This window comes from Neobacillus sp. DFD-2R (genome assembly GCF_057747865.1).
The window spans coordinates 3,235,158-3,249,089 of record NZ_CM173228.1; the positions used below are offsets into that span (position 1 = coordinate 3,235,158).

The window sequence follows — 13,932 nt, forward strand, 5'->3', positions numbered from 1 at the left end:
TATCAGTGCTAAAACTAACATTAGTTATTCTTCATTTTTTACAAAAGTATATTTATTTACACCTGAATCCTCTGTTATAAAAAATCCTTTTTTAGATATGTTTAAAGAGTTATTTGTATTATTTGAATTTTTTCCCTGTATTTTTTCGGCATTTCGTCATTTATTTTGAAATGCACTTTCTTTCATTTCTATTAATATAGTATGTCCATTTGTGATTGGCTTACTTCTCTTGTAATCAGCGTTCCTTCTCTAACGCGTTTCGTTTTTTCCTAATCGCCATGGTAGCTATGGTTTGTTGTTTGGAAAACACTTGATGGATGATCAATTTTACCTCCCACCTTCAAAGTGCGATAGTTTCTATAAATTAAGGGAAAAATCCTTTAATAATTTCCACATGAATTGTCTCAATTTGTTCGCGAAGTTTATTCTATATAAAAAAAGTCCCAAGCGGAGTATAATCACTTGGAACCGATGAATTAAAAAGGTAAATCTTCATCATCTAAAAAGGAACGCATATTGTTTTGGTTTTTCAATTGCCTTGTTTTCTCCTCATTTTTCTCTTCCATTTGCTCTCTGGTAATTCCATATGGAAAACCATTTGAAGTATAACCCGCAACAAAATAAAAGGTTCCATCATCATCAAAAATTTCTTCTTGTACTTTTTCGCGTTTTCTTCTTTCTTTTTGTTTTTGCCTAGCTATCAGTGATTGATGCACCTGTTCTTTATAAGACTGTTTAAATTTGTATCCAAGCAGCTCCAACTCATTAATTGCACACTGTAGGTCTACACCAAACCAATTACTATAACCTTTTGCGATATTTTTTCCATTGTACTGCTCGGCCCATTTCTTGGCATTTTGAAGCCGCGCATTCCGATTATATCGTTTTCGTCTAGGTGTACTGCTCGACTTATTCTTACTTTTTGCCATCATTATTCCGCTCTTTTACTCAAATTTGATATTTTCATTCTAAAGTTATTTTACTATTTATTCTAGACCAAAAGCTTATTCATCTTCGTCTTCATCGTGGACCCATTCAATTGTGTAATAAGAATCCACTAACGCTTCATAAAACCCCCAGCCTGTTCCGTCTGCATTGGACAGAACGCTACTTAATCTACTAGAAAACTCTTTGTATAATTCTTCCTTCTTATCACATTCAATGGCTACTTGATCAAACATTTTCACCATACTGGAGTAAAAACCTTCATCTATATCGCCATATGAACAAGTAAATTTGACACCCTGTTCGACGTAGAAAAGCATAAGGTCAACCGTTCGTTTCTCATCATTTGTTGCCTTTTTGAAAGCAGTAATCTCTTTTTTTGCTTCTGCTAATCGAAGCTTCCCGTGTCCCCGATCAGGAAAAAATTCATTTTCTATTTTTTTTCGTGCCTGTTTAAAAAGAACTTCAATGGCTTCGTCACCTAGAAATTTACTGGATAAGTAGTTTTGAACCTCTTTGTTTGCCTTGAACATTTCTACAACCAGCTCGATCAAGTCCTTTTGCTCATATTCCTTTAACTGTTTTTTTAAATCGGTAATTTTGATTTTCACAGGAGTCCTCCTATATTATACTCTTTGAATTTACCATCGAATTTACGGTACAATTGAATTATACAAAATTATTTAGAGGTTATTAAATTGGATTATAATCTATTGTTAAAAGAATTAGAGCTTTTAAAAAAAGAAAATAAGTATTTAAAAAAGCTGTTATCCAATATGATGCATCAGCGAGAGGAAACAACGGAAATCTCCAATGGAGAAAAAATAATTAGTAATAGATCGTTACCTGAAGAAAAAATCAACCTTTTTAGAAGTTTATTTAAAGGTCGAATGGATGTATTTGCTTATCGATGGGAGTCTAAGGATGGGAGAAGCGGTTACACCCCGGCATGTGATTTGGAATGGCAAAAGCCGCTTTGTCAGAAACCATTGATTAAATGTTCCGCTTGCCAACATCGTAAATTATCATCTCTTACCAATCAAGTACTGTTTAATCATCTTAGTGGAGAAAAAACAGTAGGACTATACCCTTTACTTCAGGATGAAACGTGTTTTTTCCTTGCGTTCGATTTCGATAAACAAAACTGGCAACAGGACGTTTTAGCATTTGTCAGTGAATGCAAAAATGTAAAAATACCCGTTTATATTGAACGCTCAAGGTCCGGCAATGGTGCACATGTATGGATATTCTTTTCCGAGAAAATCCCAGCAGCTTTAGCAAGAAAACTCGGGATGCAGCTTCTAACGAAAACGCTTGAAAAACGGCATCAAATTGGGATTGACTCCTTTGATCGAATGTTTCCCAATCAGGATACTCTTCCGAAAGGAGGATTCGGAAACCTAATCGCTTTGCCGCTTCAGCTTCATTCCAAGAACGAAGGAAAAAGTGTATTTGTTGATGAAAACTTTCTTCCATTTGAAGATCAGTGGCTTTACTTATCTTCTATTGAAAAAATAAGTAAACAGGATGTTTTATCAGCTCTAAATAAACTGAAACAAACGAAAGTGAAAGATACTGGAATTACGGAAACTACTCCAAAGAAAATCAAGGTATTTATAAAAAACGGACTATTTATAAAAAAAGACGGAATTCCTTCCTCTATTTTTTCCAAGATGATTTTACTTGCTACGTTTAAAAATCCTGAATTCTATAAAGCACAGTCCAAGAGATTGTCAACCTATGGGATGCAAAGAGTAATTAGTTGCTATGACGAAGATTCTGAACATCTAATACTTCCCCGTGGCTGTTATGAAGAATTAGAAAAGCTATTAAAAGAAAACTTGATTGAACCGGAAATAGTTTGTGATTCATTTGAAGGAGAAACCATCCAAGCAAACTTTAATGGACAATTGACATCCCAGCAAGAAGAAGCTCTTTTAGCGTTATTAAAGTATGAAAATGGTACATTAGCAGCATCTACTGGTTTTGGAAAAACGGTTACAGCATCGGCACTTTTAGCCAAAAGAAAAACAAATACCTTAATTATTGTCGATCGAACCCAACTCCTTCAACAATGGGTGGAAAGTTTATCTGTTTTTCTCCAAAAGCAACCTCAAGAAATAGGACAAATTGGTGGTGGTAAAAAGAAAATAACAGGACAGATTGATGTAGCAACCAGACAAAGTCTAAATTCTAAAGGTGAGTTAAAATCCTTTATCACTCAGTATGGTCAGATAATTGTTGACGAATGTCATCATATCTCTGCTTATAGTTTTGAGAAAGTGTTAAAAAAAGTTCGTGCTAAGTATGTGTATGGCCTTACTGCTACACCTATTCGGAAGGATGGGCTGCATCCAATTATTTTTATGCAGTGCGGGCCAATACGCTATAAAACGGATGCAAAAACCCAAGCGAAAATTCGACCATTTTCGCATAAATTAATACCCAGATATACGAATTTCAGATCCAGTTCACCTGATATTCAAAATGTCTATCAGTCAATCTCTAAAGATGAACAACGAAATCAATTACTGTTTGATGATGTATTGAATGAATTAGAAAAGGGCCGCTCCCCTATTATTTTGACAGAAAGAATTGAACATCTAGATCATCTTCGTAACCAATTTAAAGGTTTTGCAAAAAACATTATTATTCTAACAGGGAATATGAGTAAAAAAGAGCGAAAGTTAGAAATGGAACGTCTGGAAAAAATACCTGATAACGAAGAACGGCTAGTAATTGCTACAGGAAAATACATTGGCGAAGGATTTGACGATCCTCGTTTAGATACCTTGTTTTTAGCCATACCAATATCATGGAAGGGCACCCTTCAGCAATATGTAGGTCGTTTACACCGTATTCATTCAAACAAGGAGGAGGTTAAAGTGTTTGATAATGTTGATGAGCACGTCCCTGTTTTAAAAACAATGTTTGAAAAGCGTCTTAGTGGATATAAGTCAATGGGCTATATCATGGAAGGAAAAAAAGAAAATATCAACAATGAACAAATGAAATTTTTTTAATGAGGGGTGCCTGTCACACCCCTCGATAATTCAAAAAAGCTTGAAACGTTATACATAAACGTTTCAAGCTTTTATTCTTGCTGTTGCCACACCTCGTTTTTGAAAATATGGGAACACTGCTAATCCTAAAACGCTTTGATGACCTCCAGACGCCGGATTTGCTTTTAGATCACTATATAAATCATCTGTAATGAATGCTTTTTCAATATCTGGTCCATTGACTAAACCCACAATCATACTATCCTCTTCTGCTACAAAAAAACTATCCGGAATAAATTGAATCCGTTTTTCAAATGCTTCTCTCGTCGCAGCCTCTTCTTTCGTAACCAGACCCATTCATCTAATTTGTTTTTTCTAATCCACGTTTACATGAAAGCTAATTTTAACCAATAAATATAATTATAACTAAATCATTAAACATTAATCTTTTTATACCAAATCAGATTAAAGTATTCGTTACATGTCATTTTGATGGGAGCAATGAAGAAAAACCTCCATTTCTAGAGGTTTCGGTTTCTCATTTATTAAATATTATAAATAAAATCCTCAGGTATGACCCGTCTTAAGAAATGCTGCGTTCTTTCTTCTTTTGGTCTTGAGAAAATCTCCTTTGGAGAATTCTCTTCTACGATCACACCGCCATCCATAAAGATGACTCGGTTGGCTACATCCTTGGCAAAAGACATTTCATGGGTCACCACTAACATGGTTGTTCCTTCTTTTGCAATATTTTTCATGACGGTTAAGACTTCACCGACTAATTCTGGATCCAGTGCAGACGTTGGTTCATCAAATAAAATAATATCTGGATTTAACGCAATCGCTCTTGCAATGCCAACCCGCTGCTGCTGCCCGCCAGACAGTTCACTAGGGTAGGAATTCAATTTATCTGCCAATCCGACCTTCGCCAAGGCCTGTTGCCCCAGCTCATTGGCTTCTGCTTTCGGAACCTTTCTTCCAATGATAAGACCTTCTGTCACATTCTCTAATACTGTTTTATTCGTAAATAGATTATAATTCTGAAACACAAAAGCAATCTTTTGCCTGATTTGATGTATTTGTTTTTTGGTTGCTGATTTAAGGTTTACATGAATATCACCAAAAATGGCTTTCCCCTGATCGGCTCGTTCAAGAAAGTTAATGCACCGAAGCAATGTGGTCTTACCAGAGCCACTCGGGCCAAGAATGACAACCACATCACCCCTATCAATCTGTAAATCTACTCCTTTTAAAATCTCATTCATACCAAAGGACTTGTGGATATTTTTAATCTCTAACATGACTTTGCCTCCAATCATGATCTTAGGCAGCGGCTGCTTTATACTTCCTTAACCGTTTTTCATACAGCTTAAATAAGGTTTCCACTAAGCTGCATAAAATGAGATAGACAAGAAAGATATCGATGTACGCTTCAATAAAATTGTAGCCAACATTGGCTGCCACTTGAGCTTTTAACGTAATCTCTCTCAATGACAAAGCATAACCCAAAGAGGTAGCTTTAATAAGATTGACCGTTGCTGTACAAATATTGGGCAATGCCACCACTAATATTTGTGGAATGAGTATTCTTCTAAACGCTTGCACATTGTTCAACCCAACGGAATAAGCTGCTTCCAGCTGCCCCTTACTGACCGTGCTAATAGCAGAACGAAATACTTCTATTAAAATAGCCGTTGTATTCAACGAGAAAACAATAAATGCGTACCAAATCGGATTGATATCGTAGATACTCGTTTTAACATGATACTTCTCGAATATGGGAGCCAATAGCAAAGGAACACTTGTAAAAATAATAAAAATTTGAACAATGACAGGAGTCCCTCTCACAAACGAAACATAGACACGTGCCAACTGGCTTATCACTGGAATTCGATTAATCCGCGATAAGGCGAGCAAAAATCCTGAAGGCAGAGCAATGAGTAAGGAGACAATCGTAATGAGTAAGGCTATAGGCACTCCAGATAATGCAACAAAAAAGGTTTTTACTAAAAATGAAACATCCAATCCGACCGACATGCTGTCACCCCCTATGTCGTTTTTATAACCAGTTTACCTTTACTAAAAATCTTTTCTAACTTTGAAAAGAACTGTTCAATCAAAATGGATAAAACCCAGTATATAAGAGATAGGGCAAGATAAATTTCTAACGAATGAGAATTATAGTTATTTGAAATAATAAGGCTTGCTTTCCCCATAATATCAACCAAACCAATGGTATACGCTAATGATCCTTCTTTCATTAATTCAAGGAGGCTGTTGCCGAAATTGGGCAATGCGACAACAAATGCTTGCGGCAACACAATTCTCCGAAATGCCTGGGCAGGACTAAGCCCGACACTAACTGCTGCCTCATATTGTCCCCGGTCGATCGCTTCATAGGCCGTCCTCATTACCTCAGACATGAAGGCCCCAAATTGCAGCGAAAAGGTAATCACAACATAAATCGAAGTGTGAAGATGATTCAGTTCTGTACCAAAGTTACTGGCTATTGCCGGAAGCCCGTAATACACTAAAAATAAAAGAACAATAGAGGGTGTACACCTTAAAATGGTGGTATACCCATTAGCGATTTTTCTGGCAGCCGTACTCGTTCCGAGTTTCATTACGGCTAAGATAAATCCTAGAATCGTACCGAACAAAACCGATAGACCTGCAACCATAAAGGTTACGTGTAAAAACGAAAGAAGTTGTGGCAATGCTCCCCAAATGTAGGTACTATCAAAATACGTTTGCATATTCCACCTCTTTTTAGATGGTTACCTTTTTACAGTATCCAATAGTTTAAATAAATCAGTATTATAGAACTTAACCATCAGTTTGTTTGTCTTCTTTTCCTCTTTTATTTTCTTGATGGCTTGATCATAGGCATCTGCAAATTCTTGTTCTTTTTTGTTGAATAATGGCCACGTTTTGACAACTGCAAACTCATTATAAACAAGGTCATTTGCTAAATTATGGTAAGGGCCATCCTTTGCAAGAACTTGCTTTTCATACGTTGCTCCCAAATAAATGCCTCCATCTACACGTCCTTCATTTACCCATTGAACGACATCCACTGAGAATGCATCTCCGGCTTTCAGTTTAACTTTATTGTCTGGATTGGCTTGGTTATATTCATCCACAATGGTATATTGAGCATTACTTGCCGCAATAGGTGCTAACGAAAGCTTAGCTTTAGCAAAGTCTGATAAGTCTTTTATATTTTCGTTTTTCTTTTTTAACAAAATGCCAACGCCACTGAGTCCGAGGAATTCTTTCGGAAAAATATAACTCTTTGTTCTTTCCTCTGTGAACCAGGCATTTTTTACCCCTACTTGATATTTGCCTTGCTGCACCCCTACCAATAAGTCTTCACTGGATGTTGGCACATATTCGAATTCATATTCTGGCAATGCCTTATCCACTAATTTCATGACTTCAATTTCATATCCGGTTGGGTTGCCCTTTTCATCTAGGTATCCGATTGGTTTACCGCCTTGATCAAACGCTACCTTTACTTTTCTGACTTCTTTCTTAGCAGCTCCCGCATCCGATTTTGCCCCAGTTGTTGCCGTTGAGCCGCAGCCTGCGATGAGGGTTACTAAAGCAATTCCTGAAGCGGCGATTTTAAAAAACTTATTCATTTTCATTGTCTTTTCCTCCCTTAGATTCATATTGTTGAATAGCTGTTTGAGCTAATTTTAAAATAGTTAGATCATCCATTGGCGGATTATGCAGTCCTGCCCGGACATCTCGGTAATAACGCTGCAGTGGATTGGTCAGCTGTAAGCTTTTTGCTCCGACTAATCGCATAGCTTTGTCGACCACGGTAATCGCGGAGTTGGTCACAATATGTTTGGCTACAAGTGCTTCATTTGTGATATCCCGTTGACGATCATCATCAATGTAAGCCTCTGCCGTACCATATAGGGCAAATCTTGCTTTGTATAATTCCAAGTCCATCTCGCCTAATAACGCCTGCACGTTCGGCAGCTGAGCGATTGGCCCCTTAATACTATTGGGCGAATGGGTATTGGCAAATTCGAGTGCATAGTCCCTGGCCGCCTGCGCGATCCCTAAATAGGTGGCAGGAATCAGCAGACCCCAGCCATTCAGTTTAAACCCCGTATGATAACTGGGCATTTCGACTAAGTCCGACTCATCCACTACCACGTTTTCTAATACTAGATCATGGCTGCCGGTACCACGCATCGCGATCACATTCCAATTTTCCTCGATGGTTAGTCCTTCCGCTTCTTTTGGAATCAGCAAAAAACCTACCGTCCCTTTTTCTTCGATCCAAGCAGAAGTTAAAAAATAATCCAGTTCCGGTGAGCAGGTTGTATAGCTCTTCCGCCCATTAATCACCCATTTGCCAGCTACACGCTTAGCACTTGTTTCGGGCCGGCCCCCGCGAATGGGACTGCCTGTAGCCATTTCGCTTACTGCTCGGTTAATGATGGCCCCATCGTTCACTTCTTCAGCAAAAAAGGCTAACTTTTCTGGATTCCAATACCGATTTTCAAATAATTCTCCAACGGTCATTAATGTCCATCCAATCGATAACGCGGTGCTGCCATCATAGCTTCCCAGTTTTTCTTGTAAGAGAATGGTATCGTATAGAGAAAATCCTGCCCCGCCAAATTCCTCTGGTAAGGTCAATTTGGTATAACCGATTTTTCTTAACGCCTGGATATTCTCTCTAGGAAAGCTGCCCTCCTTGTCGATTTGCGAGGCTTGTGCTTTAAAGTCCGCTTCTAATGGGTACAGCCGTTCAAGCCACTTACGCTGCTTGCTATTTTTTACAAATAAGTCCTGCATGCTCTTTGCTCCCTCCTAACACTTAATAAAAAAGACTGCTCCCATTTAGAATGGAAGCAGCCTTCAGTTGACTGATAAGCTAAGCTCAAAAGTTTATATACATTTTTGGAATATTATGTATCTATTACATTATGATAAGCATATTAATCCAATGTGTCAACTAGGAATTTAAATTTGTATTTCCATTAACTAATAAAGATTTTAGAGAAGTATTAGAAGACCTGTTAGAATGGAAAGAAATTTAAATAACTGAATTCAAAGTTCCTTTAATTTAAAATTTCTTAGCTGGTAGACAAAATCCTAACAGGACTATGCCTACCAGCTTTTTTATTAACCAAAAAGATAAAAGGTGAAGATGAAATTCAACTTGCACACTGTAATAAAGCCTGTTTATATTCGTCTAAATAAGTTCCAGCAACTCTATTTTTAACACTGGTAACTTCTACAACTTGCTTTGTATACCAACTGATTGCTTCAATAGTTGTCATTTCATTAATGTTTGGAAATTGGTGTTCCATCCTTTCATTCCCCCTATGCTTTCTTTTTAAACACCCTATCCCACGGTGAAAAGGTGTTATGTTGTCTTTTAACATCTGTATCTGCTACGCTGAATGGCTGGTTGCGGTGCTTTTCCACGTTTAATTTTTGCTGGTTGTGAGGCATCACTTTTGCAATTTTTACATTCATAGGCATGTTCGATATGCTGCACTTTCATCATTTTTGCAGGAATAAATTTAGCCTCCTCACGGACAACCGTACCACCTATCTCAACCATTTGATGTTGGCAACATTCACAGGTTATATTGGCCGGATAATGATGGACTGCTTCTACTGCTATATCATCACGCAATGAATCGTTTCTTTTTTTCTTCTGTATTTTACGAACAACAGTATAAGAAATAGTCTGTTGGCTTTGTTCTACTGTGTGCTCAGAATCGTTAAAAGACGGGTCATCTTCAAATAATGAACCTTGCCCATTGGGCGAATTGTATCTAGATTTCTCCGTTTTAGATCCATATAAAAGTTTCGTTAATTGGCGAACTTGTTGTGATAAAGACTCAATCTGTTTCATCAATTCTTGATTTTGTTGATTTGAGTGAGCCAGTTGTTCTTCGAGTAGTCGAATTAATTTTTCATTTGAAGAAGAATCTTTTCCCACAACATTCACCACTTTCCGTTCGATTTCGCTCTTCCTATGATAACGAGTTCAATCAGTGAGATAAAGAAAAAATGACAAATTTAAAAAGTTCCTTTTGCCGATGGTTGAATCGCCTTTGGCTGCTGAATGGATAATCCTTCAAGTAACCATCGAAGTTCCTGCTGGGACAGATTACGTACTGCTTGTTCATCTTTAGGCCATTGCAGTTTGCCGTTATCCAAACGCTTATAAAGCATGGCGAAGCCATCACCGTCGAAGTGCAAACATTTATAACGATCCTTACTCCATCCAGCAAATAAGAAAATTGAATCGCTATAGGGATCGAGTTCAAAAGAATCCTGAATCAAAGTGGCTAATCCATCAATGCCTTTTCGCATATCGGTCTTTCCACAAATGATGTAGATATTTTTCACGCTAGTATAATCGTGTCTCATAGATGTTTCAACTCCCTTATAACGGTTTGGATAGTGCGTTCATCTACACCATTGAAAAAGGAGATCTCAGCATTTGCCGTTTTGATCATGCAAATACTACTTGAAGGAGAGGTTGGGGAGACTGATGAACCTAAATCTTTATTTTCGACGTGAAGTGTAACGGGGACAATTTTTAGTTTTTGTTTTGGCATAAGAAAGCACCTCCTAAAATTGATACCTTGATCGTACCAGGAGGTGCTGCAGGTTTGTATGCGTTGTTTGAATGGGGGCTTACAAATCACCTCCCGAATCTCTAAGTTTTTGTGTTATTCTTGTCCATGGGTCCTCCTTGTAAAGTCATGGCAGAACAAACGGGGGCATTGTTAGATAGGAATTTTGAATAATTCATCAAGGTTCAAATAGAATTAAAAAACCTGAGTCCATCTATACAGGACTCAGGTTTTTTATCTCGGTCGATTCATATTATCTTAATGCATTGGTTTTTCCCAAGCGCCTCTGACCTCAACACCGGTTTCTTTTGCCGCAGCTTCAAGATCACGGATTTCCTGCGCTGTCAGACTGACCTCGGTCGCTTTTATAGCATCCTCAATATGGGATGTTTTCGTCACGCTGATAATCGGCACCGTGCCTTTCGCAATGGACCAAGCCGTTGCAATTTGTGCAGTGGACGCATTGTATTTTCTGCCGATATCTCTCATTACTTTGATTAAGGCTTCGAGCTTTGAAAGCACATTTGCGTTAAATGCCTCGCCTCTTCTGGTGCCACTTGGGAGAGGATGTTTAGCACTGTATTTGTCGGTTAACGCGCCTTGTTCCAAAAGGTGTACTCTACTGGAACAAACCGAAAAAAACATTCATAGTCTATTTTGACTATAAATGAAATGGGATGATATTTATGTATCACTACATATTTTGGCATCACTACCATCCGTGGCATGGACCAATGATGGTTCCAATCATAATCCCTCCACCACCTGCAGCTGTTACCTATAGGAATTTTTGGTTTACAATGCCCTAAGCAGTGTTGCTAGCGACGTCATACGCGAAATCAGAAACTCTTTCGTGTAATGGAGATATAGTTGTAAATTGCACCTATGCATATCTTTTTTCAAATAAAGCAAAAAAAAAGCTTCTCTCAGTCGAGAGGAGCTTTTTCTAATGCCTTCACATTTTCGGTAATATCTTCACCTTCGCAAATAATCTTTTCAAATTGTAATCGATTGTGAGGGGTATGATAGGAAGTTCAGTAAAGAAATGGGCCTGCCCTGACAACCTCATGTCCCCATCAGATTGCGAAATCCAATTTTTCATTTTCAAAAACCCTTCCTTAATTCATATAATCACCCGACAATTAAGTAAAACTCTTCACATTCTGCATCGTTCCGCTAGAAGTTTTACTATTGCCGATTACAATACCACAAAATATTAAAACAACACCTAACCATTGGTATTTGCTTATATGTTCACCTAAGATTAAGGAAGACAAAATAACTGCAACAGGTAGCTCTGAAGAGGTTAAAATGGTACCAAGCCCTGGTCCGATAAATGGCATTCCAACAGAAAATAAAAGAGGCGGTAAAGCTACCCCAAATAAACCAAGAAACAACCCATACGGTGCCACCCCAATTAAAACAGGTGACTTAAATAGATAAATGGGCGAATAAAGAACCATGACAACAATTAAACCACCAGTAGAAAGAAGCGCACTTTTTAATACTGGTGGGGTACCTTTTTCGACTGTGCTGCTAACAAAGATAAAAGCTGTATAAGACAAAGCCGAAAGCATCCCCCAAATTATCCCCTTCCAGAGTAGGATCTCTCCTCCTTTTAAAAACGTTCCGGCTGCAAGAATCGATCCTATAGCTAGAATTCCAATTGAAGCAACCTTTCCTTTACTAGGTTTATTTTTATAAATGATCCACTCCAAAATCGTGCCCATCCAAACAAATTGAAACAAAAAAACAATGGCCATGGATGCCTGAAGTGTTTGCAGAGATTGATAATAAAACACACCGGTTAAACCAAGAGGTATCCCCGATAATAGTAGTTTAAAAGTTTTAATTAGGTTTAACTTATTATTTTTTGTAAAAACTACGGCAGACCATATCAGTAAGGTGCCAAACAAAAATTGTCCTCCTGTAACTTCACGCGCCGAAAAGCCTGCTCCATACGCTAGCTTTACGAAAGTAGACAATACTCCAAAACAACAACCACCTAAAAATACAGGTAATACATATTTCCAAGATTTCATCATTTTAGCTCCCTTTGATAAAAATAAAAAAGCCACACAACTGTCGATTGACAGTTGTGTGGCGAAAATAGAGAAACCTCTAGAAAAATCCACTTACAAAAAGAATTTTAGCTGTTTTTATTACATTCAGACTAAAATAAATAGTGATATTTGTCAACTAGCCTTTCTAATTTGTCATCATGAAATATTTATCGAATTTTTTATTCACTTTCAAAAAATAATTATATTCAGATAAATTCTTGTCCATATTAGTTTTAAAGAATCATGGAGGTTACATCGAAATCAAAATGAAGAAATTAAAACTAATTAAGGTACTAGCAATTCTTAGTGTTATTGTATTACCGTTCCTCGTTGTTCTTTCTCAAAAGTATCAAATTAAATTCTCAATCAACCAAACTGGATGGATTACCAATGTTAACATTGAACAGACGAAGGTGAAATTTAAAACGAAAACTCACAAACGAGTTACTCCAAATGAAAATATAGAAGCAACCGTAGGAGTTAATGGTTTAAACGTTCGAGAACATCCAAGTTTGTCTAGCTTGGTTGTAGGAAAATTAAATTTGGGAACAAAAGTAACCGTCAATGATGAACAATCCGGATGGGCGAAAGTTGAAAATTCTTCTGGTGTCCATGGGTGGGTTTACGCAAATTACATTTCTAAAGACGCAGCTAGTAATAATATACAACCTGTTACTGGACCCACACTATCAACAGGGAGCATACAAAATTCTCAGGAGTGGCTTAAAGGGAAAACCATTGTGCTTGATCCAGGTCATGGAGGAAGTGATGATGGGACAACAAGCATTGTTGGAACTTACGAAAAGACATTGACGTTAGCGACAGCTAAAATTGTTGACCAAAAGCTTGAAAATGCAGGAGCCAAAGTCATTATGACTCGGACAAACGATACTTATGTTCCGTTACAACACCGTGCAGATGTCTCAAACAAAAATCATGCGGATGCTTTTATTAGTTTTCATTACAATTGGATTAATGATCCAGCGATAAATGGAGTGACTGATTTTTACTATCAAAAATCAAAAAATTACCTTCTAGCTTCGGATATTTTAAATGAGGTTGTTAAAACAACGGGATTAAATAATGATGGAACAAAATTCGATAACTTGGATGTTTTACGAAACAATTCACAACCAAGTACACTCATTGAACTTGGCTTCCTTTCAAATAAACAAGATGATTCGGTTGTGGAAAGCTCTTCTTACAATGATAACGTAGCTCAAGGGGTTTACCTAGGATTACTTGATTATTTTACAACGACAAACCAACAAACAAAGATCAAAGACACGAATCATTAAT

Annotated in this window: 14 protein-coding genes and 2 pseudogenes; 2 read left to right on the forward strand and 14 right to left on the reverse strand. The window is 37.4% G+C overall.

All coding sequences use genetic code 11. The features are described 5' to 3' along the window. Nucleotides 1-476: 476 nt before the first annotated feature. Nucleotides 477-932: a hypothetical protein gene (locus tag AC3ANV_RS16265; protein ID WP_488309739.1), complete on the reverse strand. Its 456-nt coding sequence runs from the start codon at nt 930-932 to the stop codon at nt 477-479. 72 nt (nt 933-1,004) lie between these two features. After that, complete coding sequence (locus AC3ANV_RS16270) at nt 1,005-1,556, reverse strand: DUF6155 family protein (RefSeq protein ID WP_488309740.1); 552 nt, start codon at nt 1,554-1,556, stop codon at nt 1,005-1,007. An 87-nt stretch (nt 1,557-1,643) separates the two neighbouring features. On the opposite strand from AC3ANV_RS16270, the gene AC3ANV_RS16275 reads away from it, so the two are divergent. Continuing rightward, nucleotides 1,644-3,968 carry a TOTE conflict system archaeo-eukaryotic primase domain-containing protein gene (locus AC3ANV_RS16275; protein ID WP_488309741.1) on the forward strand — a complete coding sequence of 775 codons (2,325 nt, stop codon included), beginning with the start codon at nt 1,644-1,646 and terminating at the stop codon, nt 3,966-3,968. Between the two features lie 81 nt (nt 3,969-4,049). Here the strand turns inward: AC3ANV_RS16275 and AC3ANV_RS16280 are convergent. The 12 genes and pseudogenes from AC3ANV_RS16280 to AC3ANV_RS16335 all read right to left on the reverse strand — a co-directional run. Continuing rightward, nucleotides 4,050-4,289: pseudogene (locus AC3ANV_RS16280) on the reverse strand (GNAT family N-acetyltransferase); the annotation flags it as partial. A 203-nt stretch (nt 4,290-4,492) separates the two neighbouring features. Continuing rightward, the gene (locus AC3ANV_RS16285) at nt 4,493-5,248 is read right to left on the reverse strand and encodes an amino acid ABC transporter ATP-binding protein (RefSeq protein ID WP_488309742.1); all 756 of its coding nucleotides are present in this window, start codon (nt 5,246-5,248) and stop codon (nt 4,493-4,495) included. A gap of 22 nt (nt 5,249-5,270) precedes the next feature. After that, nucleotides 5,271-5,984 carry an amino acid ABC transporter permease gene (locus tag AC3ANV_RS16290; RefSeq protein WP_255286639.1) on the reverse strand — a complete coding sequence of 238 codons (714 nt, stop codon included), beginning with the start codon at nt 5,982-5,984 and terminating at the stop codon, nt 5,271-5,273. Between the two features lie 11 nt (nt 5,985-5,995). Further along, nucleotides 5,996-6,703 (reverse strand): amino acid ABC transporter permease, encoded by a 708-nt coding sequence (locus tag AC3ANV_RS16295; protein WP_488309743.1) that lies wholly within the window; start codon nt 6,701-6,703, stop codon nt 5,996-5,998. A gap of 21 nt (nt 6,704-6,724) precedes the next feature. After that, nucleotides 6,725-7,597: a transporter substrate-binding domain-containing protein gene (locus AC3ANV_RS16300; RefSeq protein ID WP_488309744.1), complete on the reverse strand. Its 873-nt coding sequence runs from the start codon at nt 7,595-7,597 to the stop codon at nt 6,725-6,727. Continuing rightward, the gene (locus AC3ANV_RS16305; RefSeq protein WP_488309745.1) at nt 7,584-8,768 is read right to left on the reverse strand and encodes an acyl-CoA dehydrogenase family protein; all 1,185 of its coding nucleotides are present in this window, start codon (nt 8,766-8,768) and stop codon (nt 7,584-7,586) included. Before AC3ANV_RS16305 ends, AC3ANV_RS16300 begins: the two co-directional genes overlap by 14 nt. A 362-nt stretch (nt 8,769-9,130) precedes the next feature. After that, nucleotides 9,131-9,286 carry a hypothetical protein gene (locus tag AC3ANV_RS16310; protein WP_488309746.1) on the reverse strand — a complete coding sequence of 52 codons (156 nt, stop codon included), beginning with the start codon at nt 9,284-9,286 and terminating at the stop codon, nt 9,131-9,133. 83 nt (nt 9,287-9,369) lie between these two features. Then, a pseudogene (locus AC3ANV_RS16315) lies at nt 9,370-9,939 on the reverse strand (IS66 family transposase zinc-finger binding domain-containing protein); the annotation flags it as partial. Between the two features lie 68 nt (nt 9,940-10,007). Beyond that, nucleotides 10,008-10,361 carry an IS66 family insertion sequence element accessory protein TnpB gene (gene tnpB / locus AC3ANV_RS16320; RefSeq protein WP_488309747.1) on the reverse strand — a complete coding sequence of 118 codons (354 nt, stop codon included), beginning with the start codon at nt 10,359-10,361 and terminating at the stop codon, nt 10,008-10,010. Continuing rightward, nucleotides 10,358-10,552 carry a hypothetical protein gene (locus AC3ANV_RS16325; protein ID WP_488309748.1) on the reverse strand — a complete coding sequence of 65 codons (195 nt, stop codon included), beginning with the start codon at nt 10,550-10,552 and terminating at the stop codon, nt 10,358-10,360. Before AC3ANV_RS16325 ends, tnpB begins: the two co-directional genes overlap by 4 nt. Before the next feature lie 276 nt (nt 10,553-10,828). Next, nucleotides 10,829-11,179: an aldo/keto reductase gene (locus AC3ANV_RS16330; protein WP_488309749.1), complete on the reverse strand. Its 351-nt coding sequence runs from the start codon at nt 11,177-11,179 to the stop codon at nt 10,829-10,831. A 533-nt stretch (nt 11,180-11,712) separates the two neighbouring features. Beyond that, nucleotides 11,713-12,612 carry an EamA family transporter gene (locus AC3ANV_RS16335; protein ID WP_488314256.1) on the reverse strand — a complete coding sequence of 300 codons (900 nt, stop codon included), beginning with the start codon at nt 12,610-12,612 and terminating at the stop codon, nt 11,713-11,715. 287 nt (nt 12,613-12,899) lie between these two features. On the opposite strand from AC3ANV_RS16335, the gene AC3ANV_RS16340 reads away from it, so the two are divergent. After that, entirely contained in the window at nt 12,900-13,931 is a 1,032-nt protein-coding gene (locus AC3ANV_RS16340) for an N-acetylmuramoyl-L-alanine amidase family protein (protein WP_488309750.1), read from the forward strand. Nucleotide 13,932: the final 1 nt, after the last annotated feature.